This window comes from Ursidibacter maritimus (assembly GCF_009761395.1).
In the GTDB taxonomy this organism is placed as follows: domain Bacteria; phylum Pseudomonadota; class Gammaproteobacteria; order Enterobacterales; family Pasteurellaceae; genus Ursidibacter; species Ursidibacter maritimus.
The window spans coordinates 147,220-166,090 of sequence record NZ_LEKN01000034.1; the positions used below are offsets into that span (position 1 = coordinate 147,220).

The 18,871-nt window shown below is 38.1% G+C and carries 19 protein-coding genes; 8 read left to right on the forward strand and 11 right to left on the reverse strand.

Annotated features, from left to right (window positions below):
* Positions 1-121 precede the first annotated feature (121 nt).
* Complete coding sequence (gene mltA, locus A1D26_RS06555; RefSeq protein WP_157403253.1) at positions 122-1,228, forward strand: murein transglycosylase A; 1,107 nt, start codon at positions 122-124, stop codon at positions 1,226-1,228.
* Between the two features lie 57 nt (positions 1,229-1,285).
* On the opposite strand, the gene xseA is transcribed toward mltA, so the two are convergent.
* A complete protein-coding gene (gene xseA / locus A1D26_RS06560) occupies positions 1,286-2,752 on the reverse strand; it encodes an exodeoxyribonuclease VII large subunit (protein WP_157403254.1) in 1,467 nt (488 codons plus the stop codon).
* Between the two features lie 174 nt (positions 2,753-2,926).
* Here xseA and A1D26_RS06565 point away from each other — a divergent pair, with 174 nt between their 5' ends.
* On the forward strand, positions 2,927-3,190 hold the full coding sequence (locus A1D26_RS06565; RefSeq protein ID WP_157403255.1) for a GlsB/YeaQ/YmgE family stress response membrane protein: 264 nt from the start codon (positions 2,927-2,929) through the stop codon (positions 3,188-3,190).
* A 64-nt stretch (positions 3,191-3,254) separates the two neighbouring features.
* On the opposite strand, the gene A1D26_RS06570 is transcribed toward A1D26_RS06565, so the two are convergent.
* Complete coding sequence (locus tag A1D26_RS06570; RefSeq protein WP_157403256.1) at positions 3,255-3,503, reverse strand: alternative ribosome-rescue factor A; 249 nt, start codon at positions 3,501-3,503, stop codon at positions 3,255-3,257.
* 177 nt (positions 3,504-3,680) lie between these two features.
* Here A1D26_RS06570 and A1D26_RS06575 point away from each other — a divergent pair, with 177 nt between their 5' ends.
* The 4 genes from A1D26_RS06575 (at position 3,681) to A1D26_RS06590 (ending at position 6,517) form a co-directional block, all read left to right on the forward strand.
* Positions 3,681-4,436: a class I SAM-dependent methyltransferase gene (locus A1D26_RS06575; protein ID WP_157403257.1), complete on the forward strand. Its 756-nt coding sequence runs from the start codon at positions 3,681-3,683 to the stop codon at positions 4,434-4,436.
* A gap of 33 nt (positions 4,437-4,469) precedes the next feature.
* Positions 4,470-5,522, forward strand: a complete 1,053-nt coding sequence (locus A1D26_RS06580; RefSeq protein WP_157403258.1) for an AI-2E family transporter — start codon at positions 4,470-4,472, stop codon at positions 5,520-5,522.
* A gap of 112 nt (positions 5,523-5,634) precedes the next feature.
* Entirely contained in the window at positions 5,635-6,168 is a 534-nt protein-coding gene (gene yjgA / locus A1D26_RS06585; protein ID WP_157403259.1) for a ribosome biogenesis factor YjgA, read from the forward strand.
* A 1-nt stretch (position 6,169) separates the two neighbouring features.
* Positions 6,170-6,517 (forward strand): SirB2 family protein, encoded by a 348-nt coding sequence (locus tag A1D26_RS06590; protein ID WP_157403260.1) that lies wholly within the window; start codon positions 6,170-6,172, stop codon positions 6,515-6,517.
* A 120-nt stretch (positions 6,518-6,637) separates the two neighbouring features.
* On the opposite strand, the gene A1D26_RS06595 is transcribed toward A1D26_RS06590, so the two are convergent.
* The 3 genes from A1D26_RS06595 to A1D26_RS06605 form a co-directional block, all read right to left on the reverse strand.
* The gene (locus A1D26_RS06595; RefSeq protein WP_157403261.1) at positions 6,638-7,597 is read right to left on the reverse strand and encodes an ABC transporter substrate-binding protein; all 960 of its coding nucleotides are present in this window, start codon (positions 7,595-7,597) and stop codon (positions 6,638-6,640) included.
* A 169-nt stretch (positions 7,598-7,766) separates the two neighbouring features.
* Complete coding sequence (locus A1D26_RS06600; protein WP_157403262.1) at positions 7,767-8,183, reverse strand: ClpXP protease specificity-enhancing factor; 417 nt, start codon at positions 8,181-8,183, stop codon at positions 7,767-7,769.
* Entirely contained in the window at positions 8,183-8,824 is a 642-nt protein-coding gene (locus A1D26_RS06605) for a glutathione S-transferase N-terminal domain-containing protein (RefSeq protein WP_157403263.1), read from the reverse strand. The genes A1D26_RS06600 and A1D26_RS06605 overlap by 1 nt, the downstream gene beginning before the upstream one ends.
* Before the next feature lie 167 nt (positions 8,825-8,991).
* On the opposite strand from A1D26_RS06605, the gene A1D26_RS06610 reads away from it, so the two are divergent.
* Both A1D26_RS06610 and can read left to right on the forward strand, forming a co-directional pair.
* Positions 8,992-9,309 (forward strand): DUF496 family protein, encoded by a 318-nt coding sequence (locus tag A1D26_RS06610; RefSeq protein WP_157403264.1) that lies wholly within the window; start codon positions 8,992-8,994, stop codon positions 9,307-9,309.
* Positions 9,310-9,382: 73 nt separating this feature from the next.
* Positions 9,383-10,078: a carbonate dehydratase gene (gene can, locus A1D26_RS06615; RefSeq protein WP_157403265.1), complete on the forward strand. Its 696-nt coding sequence runs from the start codon at positions 9,383-9,385 to the stop codon at positions 10,076-10,078.
* Positions 10,079-10,155: 77 nt separating this feature from the next.
* Here the strand turns inward: can and mukB are convergent, their stop codons facing one another.
* The 6 genes from mukB to trpR all read right to left on the reverse strand — a co-directional run bounded on the left by mukB (position 10,156) and on the right by trpR (position 18,848).
* Positions 10,156-14,619 carry a chromosome partition protein MukB gene (gene mukB / locus A1D26_RS06620; protein WP_157403266.1) on the reverse strand — a complete coding sequence of 1,488 codons (4,464 nt, stop codon included), beginning with the start codon at positions 14,617-14,619 and terminating at the stop codon, positions 10,156-10,158.
* Entirely contained in the window at positions 14,619-15,347 is a 729-nt protein-coding gene (gene mukE / locus A1D26_RS06625) for a chromosome partition protein MukE (protein ID WP_157394799.1), read from the reverse strand. Before mukE ends, mukB begins: the two co-directional genes overlap by 1 nt.
* An 85-nt stretch (positions 15,348-15,432) precedes the next feature.
* Positions 15,433-16,764: a chromosome partition protein MukF gene (gene mukF / locus A1D26_RS06630; protein ID WP_157403267.1), complete on the reverse strand. Its 1,332-nt coding sequence runs from the start codon at positions 16,762-16,764 to the stop codon at positions 15,433-15,435.
* 104 nt (positions 16,765-16,868) lie between these two features.
* Positions 16,869-17,774 carry an ATP-grasp domain-containing protein gene (locus tag A1D26_RS06635; RefSeq protein ID WP_157403268.1) on the reverse strand — a complete coding sequence of 302 codons (906 nt, stop codon included), beginning with the start codon at positions 17,772-17,774 and terminating at the stop codon, positions 16,869-16,871.
* 8 nt (positions 17,775-17,782) lie between these two features.
* A complete protein-coding gene (gene mtgA, locus A1D26_RS06640; RefSeq protein ID WP_157403269.1) occupies positions 17,783-18,553 on the reverse strand; it encodes a monofunctional biosynthetic peptidoglycan transglycosylase in 771 nt (256 codons plus the stop codon).
* Positions 18,540-18,848, reverse strand: a complete 309-nt coding sequence (gene trpR, locus A1D26_RS06645; protein ID WP_157403270.1) for a trp operon repressor — start codon at positions 18,846-18,848, stop codon at positions 18,540-18,542. Before trpR ends, mtgA begins: the two co-directional genes overlap by 14 nt.
* Between the last annotated feature and the right edge of the window lie 23 nt (positions 18,849-18,871).

The window sequence follows — 18,871 nt, forward strand, 5'->3', positions numbered from 1 at the left end:
AATCTAAAACATTATATGTATAATAATTATAAGCTTTGCATTCTTTATAAACATTTTATGTGTATCCCTTTTCACTATTTTTTGCTATTCTTAACCTCTTTTTTAATTATTAGGAATTATTATGTCTTGGAAAGCCTATAAAAAATTTGCACTATTGAGTAGTATTGCGCTCCTTGTAGCAAGCTGTTCTAGTCCGCCTCCAAAAAAACAAACTAAAGTTTACTCTTCAGATACGGCAAAATTAGGTGCTGTGTTTAATAATCGTCAATTTATCCCTGAAAATACGCCACATTTTGCTACTGCAACAGTGGCAGCAAATGGCAGAATTGTAAATCCTAGAGAATTTTTACAACAGCTAAATAATGTATACCAATACTCTGGCAATATTTCAGCCACATTTGGAAATACTTACCGTAAAATCACCGCTTGGGTTAATGCAGGTGGAAATATCAATGATCTCTCACGTTTCGGGTTGCACTCTCGTCAAATGCGTGGTGAAGATGGTTATCAAAATGTATTGATGACCGGGTATTATATCCCTGTCATTCAAGCTCGCCTAACCCCGCAAGGAGAGTTTCGCCATCCAATTTATGCTATCCCGAAAGGAAATAAAAAATATTCTCGCTCGGAAATTTATAATGGTGCATTATATGGCAGAGGTTTAGAATTAGCTTATAGCAACTCATTATTAGAAAATTTCTTGATGGAAGTACAAGGTAGTGGTTTTGTAGATATTGGCGGTGGGAATTTACGCCATTTCGCTTATGGCGATAAAAATGGATATGGCTACACCAGTGTTGGACGTTTATTAGTGGAAGATGGAGAAATTCCTAAAGAAAAAATGTCTGTTCAAGCCATTCGAGAATGGGGAGCAAGAAACCCACATCGTTTGCAAGCCCTACTTGAACGTAATAGATCATTTGTTTACTTCCGCCACGATCCTACCTTAGATGTTAAAGGATCAGCCGGTGTTCCGCTAGTTGCATTAGCATCTGTTGCATCCGATAAACGTATTGTGCCAACAGGTAGTGTGCTATTAGTAGAAATGCCACTAGTTGATCATTCAGGTAATTGGACAGGCAAACACGAGCTACGCTTAATGGTGGCGCTTGATGTCGGTGGTGCAGTTAAAAATCAACATTTCGATTTATATCAGGGTATTGGCGATCAGGCAGGACATAAAGCTGGCTTAATGAAGCATTATGGACGTGTTTGGTTACTTAACTAATCCCTAATGAAAATGTTGGATTTATGGGTAATCGTAAATCCAACATTTTGATATTCATTATTCTTCTATTGATAATACTTCACTAACTATACTTCCCTGCTCTAGCCTTGTATGTAAAATATCTCCCACATTGATATGCTGAGTGGAAATCAAGGCAATACCTTGTTGATTTTGTGTAACAGAATAGCCCCTAGCCAACACTCTTAATGGGCTTAGACCTTCAAGTTTGACACACAATTGCTGAAAATGTTGTTCCGATAGCGTGGCTTTACGCCGAATTGCAAAAATTAAACGCTGTTCTAATTTTCCCCATTGATGTTGTTGCTGTCGAATCGAATGCGGCAATGGATTATGTTTTAAACGTTGTGCTACATTTTTAAATGTCTGCTGTTTAGCTAAAAAACGTTGTTCCATATTTTGTACAAGCTGTTTATGTAACAAATTAAGTTGCTGTTGCTGACGTTCTAGCTGTTTTTGCGGATGTTGAAGATAAACGCGTTGTACAAACTGTTTTAAGGTTTGCTGTTGTTGAAATAGTCGCATTCGTATTGTCTGTACTATACGATGTTGAAAACCTAGTAACTGCTGTTGGCGAAGTTGAATTTGTTTTTTGGGATGTTGTGCCATTAACCGAGAGCGTAAATAAGCAAATTTGCGTAAATTATCCGACCATAAGCGGTCAAATGCTAAATTCACTCGATCTTGGTAGTGTTGTAATTGTCGCTTGCGTTCTTGTTGATCTCTACTGACTAATTCAGCAGCTGCTGAAGGTGTTGGTGCTCGTATATCTGCAACGAAATCAGCGATCGTTACATCGGTTTCGTGCCCAACAGCACTGATAATCGGAATATCAGAATGATAAATTGCCCAAGCTACGCTTTCTTCATTAAAACACCATAAATCTTCTAAAGATCCACCACCACGTCCAACAATCAACACATCACATTCTTCCCGTAAATTCGCCAGTTTGATCATTTGTACAATATCTGCCGTCGCCTCTTTACCTTGCACCATTGTTGGATAAATCACAACTTGTAAAGTTGGATCTCGGCGTCCCAAAATATTGAGAATATCTTGCAAAGCTGCTCCACTTGATGAAGTGATAATCCCTACTGTTTTTACATAGTTTGGCAAAGGCTTTTTATGTTCTTGGGCAAAAAGTCCTTCTGCAGCTAATTTCATTTTAAGCTGTTCAAACTGTTGTTGTAATAAACCATCTCCTGCAAGTTGCATAGTTTCAATCAGCACTTGATAATCACCTCTAGGCTCATATAAGCTCACATTCGCTCTGACTAACACTTGCATTCCATTTCGGGGCTGAAAATTCACTCGCTGATTTTTCATTCTGAACATTGCACACCGAACTTGTGCCTGCTCATCTTTAAGGGTTAAATACCAATGCCCTGAAACAGGTTGGCTAAAATTAGATATCTCCCCTACTAACCAAATGTAACTAAATTCAGTTTCTAATGTATGGCGAACAGCATAATTCAGCTGAGTAACGGTAAGTACATTATTTTGCATGGTGTGGTCCTAAAGAAAAAAGTAAAGGAATTTTAGCATCAATTATGTTATTTATCATTTCCCAAAATCCATTGATTACAATTTGTTAAATTTTTATTCTTATGATAGCCTACCTAAAGAACGTAGAGTTATTTTCTACGTATCGTTCTATACAATAGTTATTAGGAGATTTTTATGGGCTGGATTGCTGCAATTATTGTTGGTGCTCTTATTGGTTGGATTGCTGAAAAAGTAATGAAAAGCGATATGGGGCTGTTTATGAATATCGTGATAGGTATTATTGGTTCATCTCTCGGACGTTGGGTATTTGGTGATTTACTCGGTATTGGTTCTGCTCACGCAGCGGGTAGCTTAAATGTTTCTGGATTATTATTCGGTGTGCTAGGAGCAAGTTTACTTATCTTTATTCTGCGTTTCTTTAAGATAATGAAATCTTAATATAAAATATATTGCCTACGAAATAGTAGGCAATAATCACAAACAGTTTATTTAACTATATGATTCAAAAAGCCCATTCAAAAATAATGTTACTTTTGAATGGGCTTTCTCCGTTACCGTAAGCGGTGAGTTTATGTCTGTGTTTCGCATTTCGTTGGTAACTGTCTTTTCCTTTACGATTTCGCTCAACTCGAGTTCTGAATAGTCTATCAGTTACAAGTGCTTTTACCGCACTCTCTTTAATCTCACCTCGTTGAAGATCATATTCTGCACTCTGTGCATTTTGTTTTAGATATTTTTGTGTGTTTTTCATTCTATTTCCTTCTTTTTGATGATTAAAAAACGACCGCCTACAATTGTGTCAAATTTCCGTAGTTTTGTATATAAGAACAGCTAAAAAAAGGCTATAATCGCCCTATTCCGCCCAGAAGAACTTTAGCGTTTGCAAGCGGTCAAAATTTTACTATTTTTTACGATTAAGGTGGCAAATATGAAGAAAGAAGAAGTAGGACACCATTTTTTAGCTCGCTTAGGTAAAACACGTTTACGCCCAGGTGGCAAAACGGCGACAGATTGGTTAATTGCCAACGGTGATTTTAGAAAAGATAAAAAAGTCTTAGAAGTTGCCTGTAATATGGGGACAACAGCGGTCGAAATTGCAAAACAATTTGGTTGCCAAGTTGTTGGTATTGATTTGGACGAAGATGCACTCGCTAAAGCAGAACAGAATATCAAAGAGAATGAAGTGAGTGATTTAGTGCGAGTACAACGAGCAAACGCCACTAAATTACCTTTTGAAGATAATAGTTTTGATATTGTTATCAACGAGGCAATGCTGACGATGTTACCTGCGGAAGCAAAAGAAAAAGCGATTCGAGAATATTTACGCGTACTGAAACCAAACGGATTTTTGCTCACTCACGATGTATTACTCAATGGCGACAATGCGGAAAGTGTGATCACGAAACTACGAGAAGCAATTCATTTGACAGTAAGTCCTCTCTCTAAAGATGGCTGGAAAGAGACCTTTTTAAACTGTGGTTTCCGCAATGTAGAAACTTTTACGGGGGAAATGAGCTTGCTTTCCCCTAAAGGCTTAATCCACGATGAAGGCGTAATTGGAGCAATGAAAATTGTCGGCAATGCATTAAAACCTGAAAATCGTGATACTTTCAAGAAAATGTTCCAAACTTTTAATGATCCTGAAAACCAATTAGGATTTATTGCTATTTGTAGCCAAAAATAAAATCAATAATACTTGCTATATAAGGAAATAGATATGTTGGATATGTTTCTCAACTGGTACAAACGAAAATTTAATGATCCACAAACAGTAGTACTACTGGGTATCTTACTGATTGGATTCGGTACTATCTATTTCTTTAGCGATTTATTGATGCCTCTTTTGGTCGCTATAGTCTTCGCTTATTTACTTGAATGGCCCATTCGTTTTTTAACTACATCATTGAAATTACCTCGCTCTCTCTCGTTAATTCTCGTACTTGGTGGGTTTATTTCTATTTCAGTATTCTTATTCGTCGTATTACTTCCGACACTGTGGAATCAAGCAGTAACTTTTTTGAAAGATCTACCCGCTATGTTTAATCTACTTAATGAATGGTTACAAACGTTGCCAGAGCATTATCCTGAATTGATTGATTATGCAATGTTAGATTCACTCATGGCTGGTCTAAAAACCAAAATTTTGGGTTTCGGTGATTCACTATTAGCCTTCTCAGTCAATTCGATCGTGAGTATCGTGGGACTTGGTATCTATGCTTTCCTTGTTCCCTTAATGGTGTTTTTTCTGCTAAAAGATAAAACTTTATTCTTAAACGATATTGGGCGTTTTCTTCCTAAAAATCGCCGTTTAGCAACACGCGTTTGGGGAGAAATGCAACAGCAAATTGCAAACTATATTCGAGGAAAATTTCTAGAAATTATGATTGTGGGCGTAGTCACTTATATTATTTTTCTCTTTTTTGATCTACGCTATCCTCTACTACTCTCTGTTGCTGTTGGTTTATCCGTATTAGTCCCTTATATCGGTGCAGTGTTAGTTGCGATTCCTGTTGCATTGGTTGCATTGTTTCAGTTTGGCTTATCGCCTGAATTTTATTATGTATTACTTGCTTTCGTCATCAGCCAACTACTTGACGGTAACGTTGTTGTACCTTTTCTATTTTCAGAAGCTGTTAATTTACATCCACTAACTATTATTGTTGCTGTGCTGATTTTTGGTGGGCTTTGGGGATTTTGGGGTGTCTTCTTTGCTATTCCTCTAGCAACACTTGTTAAAGCGGTAGTCAATGCACTCCCAAAAACAGACTAACCGATATTTGACCTAATTACGTTTTCAGAATAGAATGCAGAACGAAATCATATAAAAGCCTATCCTCTGTGATAGGCTTTTTTAACTTAAAACCTTATGAATGTGGGATCTTATGGCAAGAAAGCAACGAAAAAATGAAATAGATTGGACCGATGAAGATGAAGAGATCATCTGGGTAAGTAAGAGTGAAATAAAACGAGATGCAGAACATCTCAAAAAACTAGGCGAGAATCTAATGGCGTTAAACCCAACCAATTTAGCCAAAATTCCATTAGAGGATAATTTACGTGAGGCGATTGAATTAGCACAACGTTTACGTTTAGAAGCTCGTCGCCGTCAAATTCAATATGTCGGAAAATTGCTACGTAACGTTGATCCTGAACCTATTCAAGAAGCGTTAGATAAAGTGGAAAACCGCCATAATCAACAGCTAGCATTATTACAAAAATTAGAACTGACTAGAGATCAACTTTTAGAACAAGGCGATGTGGCACTAAATCCACTTTTAGACGAATATCCACAGCTCGATCGCCAACATTTGCGTAATTTAATTCGTGGCGCACAAAAAGAAAAACAAGCCAACAAACCACCGAAAAATTACCGTGAAATCTTTCAATATTTAAAATCTATTATTGTGGAGAACTAAAATGCAATCTATGTTTTTTGCTCATATTGGCCTTGCTTATGTGAGTTTAGCGTTGTTATTAACGCGTGGGGTGTTATCTTCTCGTATGGTCGATTGGCGTCAATACAAAATTCTTCGTATTGCACCGCACCTTATTGATACACTACTTTTGGTATCTGGTCTGATTCTTTTTTTCTATTTTGGTTTCTCATTCGATGAACCATGGATTTGGTCAAAATTACTGTTTTTAGTACTATACATTGTATTCAGTGCTAGAGCTTTTAAGAAAGGTCAGCAATTCTCTTTAAAACACTTCTTACTCTCTGTTGTAAGTTTTATGTTAATGATGTTGTTAGCAACAATACATTAATTGACAGTAAATTTATCTATAAAGAGCTCATTTCAGCTCTTTATAGACCTACATTTTTTGTTACATATCTCACAAATTTCATTCAATAATCTTTGGGGCTGAAGTAGATTATCCCTCAATTTAAAATACACTTTTTGCTTCTTTTAATAACGTTTCAGGTATTGTAATTCCTAATTCTTTTGCTGTATTTTGGTTGATTGATAGTTCCATTTTACTCACAGAGTGAGTTGCTATATCGCCCGCTTTTTCACCACGTAAGATGCGAGCTGCAACTTTACCTGTTTCCGCACCGATATCATATTGGTTTACTGCGTAAGCCGCTAATGCACCACGTTCCACGGTATCTTTATCTGCTGCAATCACCGGAATTTTCGCTTCTAGTGCTGCTTTATGTAATGCTTCATAAGCGGAAACTACCGCATTATCTTCTGAAATATAAATCGCTTGGACTTTGCTATTTAGGCTACGAGTAGCTGTGCCAATATCTGCACTACGTTGTACGGCAACAGGTATTACTTGAATATTCGCTTTTTTAGCCGCTTCTTTCAATTCATCAAGCACAATCGCAGAGTTTACTTCCCCCGCACTATACACATAGCCAATCGCTTTTAAGTTTGGTACTAATGTTTGAATAAGTGAGAGTTGTGGTTCAATATCTTTATGATCAGATATCCCTGTCACATTTGTTCCACTTGGCTTCCAAGATTTGACTAATTTTGCTGCTACTGGATCAGTTACTCCTGAAAAGACAATCGGAATGCTACGAGTTGCCGCCACCACTGGTTGAGCACTTGGAGTGGTAATTGGAATAATGATGTCAGCTTTGTCCCCTACAAATTTACGTGCAATCTGTGCTGCTGTTGCGGTGCTACCCTGTGCCGATTGGAAATCAATTTTAATATTCTTCCCATCAACAAATCCTTCTTTTGCAAGCTCTTCAACAACACCTTTACGAATAGTATCTAATGCTGGGTGTTCCACAATTGCGGTAATCGCAACGTTGTGGAATTTTTCTTGAGCAATACTTGCCACAGAGAATAAACTTAATACACTGATCAATAATGTTTTACGTAATTTCATATAATTTCCTTACTAGATAAAAATAATATCGCATCTTTGTACTACTACATAAGTACATTTGATATAAATGTAATTTATCTTTGATCATTAAGCAAGTATTTTTTGAAAAAAGTAAGCGGTGAGATAACGCAAATGTTTTACAAAATCTCACCGCTTATTGAGAATGGTGTTATTTTACTAATTTTAGATGTGTTGATTTGGTTTTTGGTGCTTTTTTAACCTTTATACTTTCTGTTTGTTCTGTTGAGCGTGCTAAATACTGTGCTTCATCATAATAAGTTTCTTCCTGAAACATTACACCATCTCCCGTTTCTTGAGCATATATAGCTTGGGCCGCACCAAATGGAATATAAATATCACGCAACATCCCTTGAAAACGTGCATTAAAGCTAATTGCATCATCGTTCACAACATATTGTCCGATAGAACGTGGCGACATATTTAGGATAATTTTGTCATCACGCACAAATTCAGTAGGCACATCAACATCAGGATATGACGCATCCACCAAGAGATAAGGAGTATAATCGTTATCTAAGAGCCAGTTATAGTATGCGTGATAAAGATAAGGACGTAAGGGTTTCATTAGTCTTTATCATCCATTAAATTTTTAGGTGCACTTCCCCCCACAGACTGCACAAAACTATCACGTTTAAATACTCTAGTCATATAAGCTTTCACTGCCTTACTTCCTGCACCTGTAAATTCAACACCTAAATTATGCATACGCCATAATAATGGAGCAATGTAACAATCCACCAAGCTAAAATCGTCACTTAGGAAATAGGTTGTTTCAGCAAATACAGGACCTAAAGATAAAACCTCTTCTTTTAACTGTTTTAAGGCTTTTTTAGCTTCTTCTGTGGTTGGATCTCTATCAATAAGATCAATCAATGAGTACCAATCATTTTGGATACGATGCATATTTAAGCGACATTGTGCTCGTAATACTGGATAAACAGGCATTAATGGAGGGTGGGGAAAACGCTCATCAAGATATTCCATAATGATTCGAGCATTTGACAAAACCAAATCACGATCAACCAACGTTGGAATCGTTCCACGCGGATTAACTTCCATTAAATCTTCAGAAATAGTGTTAGGTGCAATATTCTCAATCTCGTAGGCGACCCCTTTTTCTGCTAATACAATGCGAACTTGATGGCTATAAATATCCGTTTTTTCTGAAAAAAGCGTTGGTACAGAACGTTTGCTTGCGCTAGTCATTTTTTCTCCCATAATTAATACTGTCAAATAATCTCCAAATTCTAACATATCTTATATAGTCAATAACAGCCTTATTTTTCTGCTGTTTCCATTGATAAACCTTTTGACGAACAACAAGAAAAAGTCTAGCATTTCACTACTTATCTTACTACTTAGAGGATCTACTAATGGAAAATGCAAAAAAACAATGTTTCCAAGATATGTTGGAATACGTCCATCTTTACCGTTTAAAAAACAAACTCTTAAGAGAAACAGCTGATAATGACCGCAAAATTCGTGATAACCAAAAACGTATTTTATTATTAGACAACCTTAACCAATATATTACCGACTCAATGTCAGTAGAAGAAATTCGAGCAATTATTGCTAATATGCGTGAAGATTATGAAAATCGTGTAGATGATTATATGATCCGTAATGCTGAGCTCTCTAAAGAACGTCGTGGCATTCGTCAAAAAATGGCAGAACATAGCCATAAGAAATAACTCTTCTATCTAACTATCCTAGATACTTATTTAGGATAGTTATTCCCCAATCTTACATTCAGGAAGCCAAATAATGAAAAAAATAGAACGACTATTCGCCAATAATCACGCTTGGGCAACCCAAATGAAAGATGAACAATCTGATTATTTTAAACAGCTTGCAGAACATCAAAAACCTAATTACCTTTGGATTGGTTGCTCTGATAGCCGAGTGCCTGCTGAGAAATTGACTGGATTAGAACCAGGTGAACTTTTTGTTCATCGTAATGTTGCCAATATGGTCATTCATACTGATTTAAATTGTTTATCGGTGGTGCAATATGCAGTTGATGTCCTTGATATTGAGCATATTATCATCTGTGGACATACAAATTGTGGAGGTATTAAAGCTGCGATTGGTACAGAAGATTTTGGCTTAATCAATAACTGGTTGCTTCATATTAAAGATTTATGGTTTAAACATAGTCATTTGTTAGGTCAGTTATCCTACGAACAACGAGCAGATATGCTTACCCGCCTAAATGTGGCAGAACAAGTGTATAACTTAGGCCGTTCATCTATTGTTGATTCTGCGTGGAAATCTGGGAAAACACTTTCTATTCACGGTTGGGTTTATGATGTCAATGATGGCTTCTTAAATGATCAAGGTGTTATCGCCACCAGCCGTAATTCACTTGAAATTACCTACCGACAGGCCATTGCCAAATTGCTCACTGAAGCAGATCAGATATCAGAACAAAATAAACTTAACAATTTAACTACACCATAATTTGAGGGTATTTAGCTAAACAAAAAACGGTCAGTTCACAATGAATTTGACCGTTTTTCTTTACAGATTAACTTCTACTATGCTTGCCCAAAACCTTTTAGTCCTACAACGTGAACGTATTCTTGGTTATTGGCAATCTTACGCACCAATTTATAGGTTGTGCCACGTTCTGGACTGATATTTTCAGGTGCTGCAATTACTAATTGCATATCTAAACGTTCGCATAACTCAAATAACGTATTGATAGACATTGCATCAAGTCGAGCCGCTTCATCTAAGAAGAGTAAACGGCAAGGGAGAATGTCTTTTGCTCTTAAACGGCGAGATTCTTCCTCCCAACTTTGTACCACCATTAGCAAGATAGACATACCCGTACCAATCGCTTCCCCTGTTGATAATGCACTACTTTCTGCACGCATCCAACCATCTGCACCACGGAAGGTTTCCACCTCTAAATCAAGGTAATTACGATAGTCTAATAACTCTTCACCAATTGTTTGTGGAGTACGCTGTCCCATTTCTAAATGTGGATTTACTCGTTTATAAAGCATTGCTAAGGCTTCTGAGAAACTTAATTTCTGATTTTCAAATAGATCAGTATGCTGTTCTCGTTCACTTGAAAGTGCATTCAGTAAAATAGCGTGAGTATCACGAATATTCACCACTAAACGTACACCTTTTACTTGACCAAAGGCAATATTTTGTAGCCCTTGGTTAAGCTGTAAAATACGATTTTGTTCACGTTGAATGGTTTTGCGTAGAATGTTAGCCACACTTTCTGCACTGATTGCTAATTTTTTCTCACGACTGGTCAGCTCATTAGTTAAGCGAGAAAGCTCAATTTCCATTTGTTCAATGGCATCAATCGGATCATCGGTTTTAATAATATCCTGACGAATACGCTCACGCAGATGTTGATAGACTGAAATAAAGAACGCCACTTTATTTTCTGGTTTACGGTTATCTTCCGATGCACGCAGACTATCACGCAGGTATTCATTATCAGCAACAGCTTGGCGTAATGCCCCCAATGCTTTATCTGAAATAGAACGCAATTCTTCAGCAGATTGATAAGCTAGCTCACGACGATTTAGGCGTTTCTCTACATCACTATTGCGTGACATTTGTAATACTAGACACCAACTTGCTTTCGCTTGTACCACAATTTCACGTTGGCTATGGTAATCTCGCTCTGCTTTACGCATCGCTTTAGTCAGATTATCCATCTCTGCACCAATTACTGCGACTTGCTTGTCAAGATAACTCTTACGCATACGTTGTTGGCTTAAACGTTGTTGTAATTCATCACGACGTAACGTTGCACGTTCAACTGCTTCTAAATCATTACGAATACCGTATTCGTCCATTTCACGCAAAAGTTCTTGCAACATTTGATTTTTCGCATCATAAGAACTGCGTAATGATGTCAGAACTTGGTTGTACTGCGTGAGTTGAGTTTGTGCTTGGCGTAGTTGATCACGCACTAATTCACGCTCTCTCTGAGCCACTTCTAAACGTTGGCGAAGTTGCTCATTTAATGCTGAACCTTCCGCTCCCACACTTTCTTGGTAGCTGAAATGTAAACGACGTTGAATGACATCAGATAAACTAAATACTTTTTGTTTAAGCAATTTTTGTTGCTCAACCGACCGCTTGTAATCTTCTTGAAGTTGTTCAAATTGTGCTGGATCGCTCTTTAATGCTGATGCAATCGGCTCTAATTGAGCTAGATACTGCCCAAATTGGCGAATATATTGTTCATCCTCTTGTGCCGACAATAACTGTTCTTTGCACTCTTCTACTCTATCTTCTAAAGTTTCGTCCGCCAACACATTGAGCTGTGGCAACACTTTGTTTAATAGTTGTAGTTGAGCTTTGCTATTATCAAGTTGGTGTCGAATTTGTTGTTCTAGCCCATTGGCTTGATTAAGTTCACGTTCAATTTCAACCCGTTTTTGAGCAATTTGTTGCATTGCCACTTCAGGATCAGGCTGAAATGCTAATGCTAAATGCGTACCGACAAATTGCGTTAAGTGTTGATGTAAACGTTGGCATTTTTGTACATCAAAAGCGCGCTCTGCGTGTTTTTCTGCGGTTTCATCTCGTTCTACTTTGAGCTTTTCTAGTTGCTTTTCACGAGATGCTCGTCCAAATAATGGTACTTCAGGGAATTTAGAGTAACGCCATTGACGATTAGAGACTTGAACAACCACACCATCAGCTAATTCTTCCGCATTAAATACGTTGTCATCAAAAGCGCTTGGATCGCCTTCAATCAGGTAAAGATCATCTGGGCAATCGTCTAACTGGGCTAATTGGGCTTTAGTTGCGTCTAAATCACGCACAACGATAGCGTGGCGAGCTTCGCCGTATAACGCAGAGAAATAGGGTGCATCTTCTAATGACACATCATCATAAAGCTCTGAAAGTAATACGCCCCCGAATTTTTCAGCAAGATGATTTAAACGAATATCTTCTGCTCCATCAGGCTGGCTTAAACGTGAAATTTGTGTTTCTAACTGCTGTTCATAACGAGCTAAGTCATCACGTTCAAGGGTTGCTTCACGCTCACGACTTAGGGTGTTTTGCATAAACTGCATTACAGATTGGCTTGCTTCAAAAGTTTCACCACATTGTTCTTGTAAACGTAATAAGGCAGATTGCGCGGTATGCCACGCAGGAGCATTTTGAGCCAGTTGTTGATATTGTTGGTTAAGCTGTTCACGCTGTTGGCGTTGAGTAGAACGGATTTCAACAAATTCCGCCAACTCTGCTTCTAAATCTTCAACTTTGGCTTGTTGCTCTTCATAGTAAATTTCTAGCTCTTCCGCATTTTCTAGCTGTAATTGTGCTTTCTGATTAAATTCTGCAAGCAGACGTTGTGCATTTTGTTGCTGATGTAAACGCTGTTCAAGATCAGTTAATTTTTGACGTAATGCCACCGCTTGTTGTGCGTGAGATTTTTGGGTTGGGTAGTGAGTTAAGAGCGTTCTCGCCTCTTCCCACGCTTGTAAGCGGTCTGTTTCACCCGAAATTTTGCAAACAAGTTCATAGGCTTTATCGAATTGTGTTTTTGCCATATCAGAAACAGATAGGCGTTGTTCTAAATCGAATACTTGATCGGTAATTTCTGTTTCTTGAGCCGAAAACTCCGCAAGGTAATCTTCCGCATTATGTAAATCTAAATGCGGTAAACCACAAAGTTGTTTTGCTTTTTCAAGGGCGTTAATCGCTTGTTGGTATTGCAATGCTCGGGTTTGTTGAGCATCTAACGCTTGTTGATAATCTGCCATTTGCGAACGTAGTCCTTCTACCACCTCTTCGCTCTCTTCTGCTCGAGCTTGGATCTGTTCGGTACGTTCTGCCATTTCTTCAACAGCAATTTGTTGTTCTTCTAACTTTTCGTTAAGTTCATCAACTTCACTTTGGTAGCGTTCTACTTTTTCTTGATGGCGAACAGCATTCATCACTAAATTAAGATGATCGGACGCACTATTATATTCCGCTTCAAGTACGCCTTCATTTTCTGCCAATTCATTCGCCTCTCGACTAAATTCAACAAAACGTTGCTGTTCAAGCAAAATTTGTGATTTAGCTTGATACCATTCTTGGCGTTTTTCAACAGCTAATTGGACGTTACCTCGACGTTCGTTGGCGTGTCGCATAAAATCTGCTGAAACATAGTTAGTTGATTCGGTAATCAACTTTTTAAACATATCACGATCAGACTGGGTAACTTTAATCGCCTCAAGGGTCATTCGGTTTTCACGCAATGCCGATTCCATATCTTGGAAGGCTTGGCGAACCCCTAAATTTTCAGGGAGTAAGTAATCACGCAGAGATTTCGTAATTACACTGGAAATCCCCCCGTAAAGTGATGCCTCAATCAATTTATAGAATTTACTGCGATCACCCGATGAACGTAAACGTTTAGGAATAACCCCAAGATCAAATAAGAAACTATGGTAATCTGTAATTGAGCTGTATTGTTTAAACTGAATTTCTGAACCATCAAAACGATCTTTTAACTCATTGAGTGCCAAAACACGCGCATTTTTATCGCCAACTTGCTCAGTAAAAATAGAGATCACTGATTGTTCGGCAGGGATATTTTGGATAGAGAAAGAGCGAATATCGACTTTTTTATCTCGTCCTGCAATTTGTTGTAAACGCACACCTGTAATCACACGTTGTTGGCGTGAATTTTCACTTTCTAAAACCGCATAACAGACACCAGCTTTGAGCTTACCATATAAGCCTTTATCACGAGAACTTGAGGTTGAACCCGCCTCAGTGGTATTACGGAAGTTAATTAACGTTAAATCGGGGATCAATGCTGTGACAAAACCTGCCATCGTGGTAGATTTACCTGCACCATTTCCGCCCGATAAGGTCGTCACGAGATCATCTAAATCAAAGGTACGAGCAAAAAAACCGTTCCAGTTAATCAATGTTAGGGAGCGGAATTTGCCACGAACAATCCCTTCAGGGCGTGCAAGCGGTGCGATTGGTTGATTATTTTGCAATTCGATATTTTCCATTACTCTTCCCCACCTTGTTCTACATCATTTTCTGTTTCCGCATCCTCTGCAATTTCTTCATCTAATCCCACCGCTTGTTGGGCGAGCAATTCAGGCGTTGTTGCTTCCCCATCACGAATTAAACGAAGTTGGGCTTCCCTTGGATCGTCCCCTGTTCTGACATCCGCACCAAAACGGAATACCGATTCAGAAATCACAAATTTTTTACTATTTTGATCACCAACACGCACAATCATTCCTAAACGTTGTAAACGGCGTAATGCTCCACCCACTTTTTCGGCTAGTTTAGCTTTATCTAAATCTGACCCTGTTGAACGAGGGTTAATTGCTTTCAGTAATTTACTTTCATCGGCTAAATTCAGTAACTCATCATAAACTTCATCGTAACTAAAAATGCCTTGCTGTGCCAAACGCTCTGGGCTGAGATAGAGATAACAAAGCACTTTACCGACTAACATTTCCATTTCACTCATCGCACTACGGGCAATTAAAGTTGATGCTTTCGGGCGAAGATAGAAAAAACCTTCAGGTGCACGAATTAACTCAACGTGATAACGGCGATAAAAGAGTTCTAATTCTGCTTGGTAATCCATTAGGAAAGCGTGTTCATCAAGGGATTCTAAACTGATATGTCGCCCTGAGCGTAACTGGCTATCCAACGCAGGAAAAATAGGATTAGCAATCGCTTGTGCTAATTTAGTAGGGATAAGTTCTTGAGTGTCTGTCATTTCTTATATCTCAATTTAGGGTGAATAATCATCACCTTTTGCAAAATTTGTGCGGAATCTTACCGCTTATCACTTTGGAAATTTATTACGGATTATATTGATCAATCACGTTCGCTTGTACTTCTGCACCATTATGGTTAATGGATTGCCACTGAGGGTAAACCGCTTGGCTATCTTGACTTGCCATACCCAGTTTAACCGCTTGATCAACAATAATGCGAGCTACATCAAAATGGCGTGAAAGTGGATATTTTGCGAGTTGCTCACGCAAAATTTCACTTAAATCAATTGGTTTGCCTTGCTCTCGATATGGAGCAAGATGTGCTTGCATAATAGCAACGATTTGTTCTTGGACTTCTGAAAGCGACTCATACTCTAATTCGGTCGGTAATTCACCTACTGCTTCCGCTTCATTAAATTCGGTTTCATCATCACGCAGATCCAGTAAAGAATCAGCTTTGGTAAAGTAGAGTTGCCAAGGTTGTTCAAAGTAATCTTGGATTGATTGACGTAATCGCTGACCAAAGACACGATTTTTATCCATATCAATGGCAGTACGAATAAATTTATGCACGTGGCGATCATAACCGATCCATAAATCAATCGACTGTTGCCCCCAACTAATGATTCGGTCAAGTTTATTTTGTAGATTCACCACTAAAATATCGACAAATTCAAGATCATTACGTCCAATTAAGCAGCTTTGAATACGCAATAATTGAGCTTGTAATTTATCCCCTGCTGCATTGAGTGTATCTTGTAATTCTCGTAAATTTAGTGATGTTTCATCAAGTAATTGCTGACAAGTAGCGATGGCTTGGTGCCAATTTTGGCTTAATAATGCCGCAATTTTCTCTCGAATCTGCTGTTGATTTTCGTCCATCATTCGTTGTGAAAGGTCGATACTGTCAAAAATTTCTGCAACAGAATATTTTAATGGTGCGAAAACTTGCTGACGCCAAAAACGTTCATCCCCACCTTCTTCGGCAGATGCTGATGCTCTTTGAATTTCATCGGCAACGATAGAAAGTTGGATTGAAAGACGTAATGTAGAAAATTCACGTTGGCGAACATAGTAGTCAGCAATACCAACACCAAGTGGTGTTAAACGATAAATTGCTAAGCCTTCAGTAAATTCACTGCTAAAACGGTTAAGAAAACGTTGCTTAACAAGATCGTTGATTGCATTGTTTGCACGCTGTGTTAAGGTACTGTCTGACTGTTCAAAAGCGGTAGAAACGTGGCGGAAAAGATCTTGTAAATCTGATTCGAGCAATTCGCCATCGGTTCTTTCATTATTATAAAGGGAGATTGCCAATAAAAAGGCTAAGCGTTCGGTTGAAAGCGAGAGTGAAAATTCACGATCTTTTGTCCACGAAATCAATTCTGGAAGTGTTTGTGCCAATTCATTATACATAGGCGACTACATTTACCCTTTAATTATCAAAAATAGCTGTTATTCTAACCTAATCCTATAAAAATAGGAAAGATAAGCGGTTAGTTTCTGTGATTTTTTTGTAATCAAGCCATCTTTCGTAATAAATGCTCGATCATCTGTGTTGCAATATTTTGCTGGCTTACCTTCTCTATCATTTCTAACCCTGGGCTTGCATTTACTTCTAACACCAATGTTTGAGTTTGTGATCGAATAAGATCGACTCCCGCCACATCTAGCCCGAGTGCTTTTGTGGCATCAATCGCAATTTGTTGCTCTTGTGCCGAAAGAGAAATTGGTTCTGCTCGTCCACCTTGGTGAATATTGGCACGAAAGTCACCGCTTGCACTATAACGCACCATTGATGCCACAACCTTATCGCCTATTACAAAAGCCCGAATATCTTCTCCTGTCGATTCAGCTACAAAGTGTTGTTGCAAGCAATGTACTTTTGCCATTTTTAAGGTTTCTAATAGACTGACAGCGCTAGTTGACTTTTCCGCAAGCATTACGCCAACACCTTGAGAGCCAGATAAGGTTTTTATTACAAGGGGGAATTGAAACTGTTTTACACTTTGATTGAGCGAATATAACTCACCAACCATTGCGCTATCGGGAACAGCAATACCTGCACCGACTAAAGCCTGTAAACTTTGCCATTTATCTCTTGCTAAGCGAAATGATTCTGCAGAATTTAATACTTTGATACCTTGTTGCTGAAAATGATGTAATACGTTGATCCCCATTTCTGTACTTGTTGTACCAAAACGAGGGATAACGCCATCATACTGTTCTAATTTAATCGGCTCTGGGCGATGCTTATCATAGAGATCACCCTGTTGGTAATAATATTCAAATTGACCCTGTGATAATTTCAGTAGAAAGCAATTAGGGTCAAGGATATCCATTGAATGCCCAAGTTGATTAGCCGCAGATAATAGACGTTCGCAACTATATAAACGAGGCTCACGACAAAGCATTAAAAATCGCATTTGACCACCTATAAATTAGTTAAATAAGCACTACCACCTAGATTATGGATCTGTTGAATAATCCATTGCTGACGCTTTCGCATTGTCTGTGTTGGGCTTTTTACTCGATAAATGAACGGATTTGGTAAAGAGGCCGCTAATAGAGCCGATTCTTGCATTGTTAATTGCTTTGCCGATTTGTTGAAATAATGTTTTGCGGCCGCTTCAACGCCAAAAATACCTTTGCCAAATTCGGCAATATTTAAATAAACTTCTAACACTCGCTTTTTTGACCATAGCGTTTCAACTAGCAAAGTTAATGGAATTTCTACCCCTTTACGAACCCAACTTGTTCCGTGCCATAGATAGAGATTTTTTACTGTTTGTTGAGAAATAGTCGATGCACCAATTGGTTTTTTGTGAGTTTGATTATTTCGTTTTAAGGCAAGTAAAATCGCATCAAGGTCAATCCCAAAATGGTTATCAAAACGCTGATCTTCTCCAGCAATCACTGCCATCTGCATTTGCCAAGAAATATCATCAATACTGACCCAATCATAGTGAATACGATAATCTGATTGTAAAAGATTTTCTGCTTTTTTTTGTAGCATATAAGCAGAAAAAGGGACAGGTACAGCAGAAAAAATTAAGGTTAAACAGAGATAAAAATTTGCAATTGCGAATCCCATTCGACTAAATAAAAACCAAGCCCACTCTTTAATAGAGGCATTTTTCTTTACTGAAAAGAAAGGTTTAAGCCATTTAGCCCATAATGATTTATTTTTTTTACGCTTTGCCATTGAGCTTTTCACTCACCCAATCACGAATAGTTGGATCAACGGTTTTTAACATATTAGACCCTCTAGTGATCGTGGCTGCACTGGTATTAAGTTGTTGCTGAATTTCACGTTGAGGGGCTTGATTATCAAGTAGTGCACTGACTATTTGCACGCGTAATCCCAACGTATTTCGCTCATCAGCAGTTAATAGCATTGCAAGCAAATCTTCGGTTTTATTTTCATTTACTGCTTGTTTAAGTAAATCAATAAACTGTTGCCATTCATAAGGATTGCGTTGTTGATAAATTGATTTCATGGCTGTCACCCAATAAGAAAGAG

Excerpts from the sequence above, each read along its gene's own strand:
- mukB (WP_157403266.1), bottom strand. The coding sequence starts at position 14,619 with ATGGAAAATATCGAATTGCAAAATAATCAACCAATCGCACCGCTTGCA.
- yjgA (WP_157403259.1), top strand. The coding sequence starts at position 5,635 with ATGGCAAGAAAGCAACGAAAAAATGAAATAGATTGGACCGATGAAGAT.
- A1D26_RS06580 (WP_157403258.1), top strand. The coding sequence starts at position 4,470 with ATGTTGGATATGTTTCTCAACTGGTACAAACGAAAATTTAATGATCCA.
- mtgA (WP_157403269.1), bottom strand. The coding sequence starts at position 18,553 with ATGGCAAAGCGTAAAAAAAATAAATCATTATGGGCTAAATGGCTTAAA.
- A1D26_RS06575 (WP_157403257.1), top strand. The coding sequence starts at position 3,681 with ATGAAGAAAGAAGAAGTAGGACACCATTTTTTAGCTCGCTTAGGTAAA.
- A1D26_RS06635 (WP_157403268.1), bottom strand. The coding sequence starts at position 17,774 with ATGCGATTTTTAATGCTTTGTCGTGAGCCTCGTTTATATAGTTGCGAA.
- A1D26_RS06570 (WP_157403256.1), bottom strand. The coding sequence starts at position 3,503 with ATGAAAAACACACAAAAATATCTAAAACAAAATGCACAGAGTGCAGAA.
- A1D26_RS06595 (WP_157403261.1), bottom strand. The coding sequence starts at position 7,597 with ATGAAATTACGTAAAACATTATTGATCAGTGTATTAAGTTTATTCTCT.
- mltA (WP_157403253.1), top strand. The coding sequence starts at position 122 with ATGTCTTGGAAAGCCTATAAAAAATTTGCACTATTGAGTAGTATTGCG.
- A1D26_RS06610 (WP_157403264.1), top strand. The coding sequence starts at position 8,992 with ATGGAAAATGCAAAAAAACAATGTTTCCAAGATATGTTGGAATACGTC.
- A1D26_RS06565 (WP_157403255.1), top strand. The coding sequence starts at position 2,927 with ATGGGCTGGATTGCTGCAATTATTGTTGGTGCTCTTATTGGTTGGATT.
- xseA (WP_157403254.1), bottom strand. The coding sequence starts at position 2,752 with ATGCAAAATAATGTACTTACCGTTACTCAGCTGAATTATGCTGTTCGC.
- A1D26_RS06600 (WP_157403262.1), bottom strand. The coding sequence starts at position 8,183 with ATGAAACCCTTACGTCCTTATCTTTATCACGCATACTATAACTGGCTC.
- mukE (WP_157394799.1), bottom strand. The coding sequence starts at position 15,347 with ATGACAGACACTCAAGAACTTATCCCTACTAAATTAGCACAAGCGATT.
- can (WP_157403265.1), top strand. The coding sequence starts at position 9,383 with ATGAAAAAAATAGAACGACTATTCGCCAATAATCACGCTTGGGCAACC.
- trpR (WP_157403270.1), bottom strand. The coding sequence starts at position 18,848 with ATGAAATCAATTTATCAACAACGCAATCCTTATGAATGGCAACAGTTT.
- A1D26_RS06590 (WP_157403260.1), top strand. The coding sequence starts at position 6,170 with ATGCAATCTATGTTTTTTGCTCATATTGGCCTTGCTTATGTGAGTTTA.
- A1D26_RS06605 (WP_157403263.1), bottom strand. The coding sequence starts at position 8,824 with ATGACTAGCGCAAGCAAACGTTCTGTACCAACGCTTTTTTCAGAAAAA.
- mukF (WP_157403267.1), bottom strand. The coding sequence starts at position 16,764 with ATGTATAATGAATTGGCACAAACACTTCCAGAATTGATTTCGTGGACA.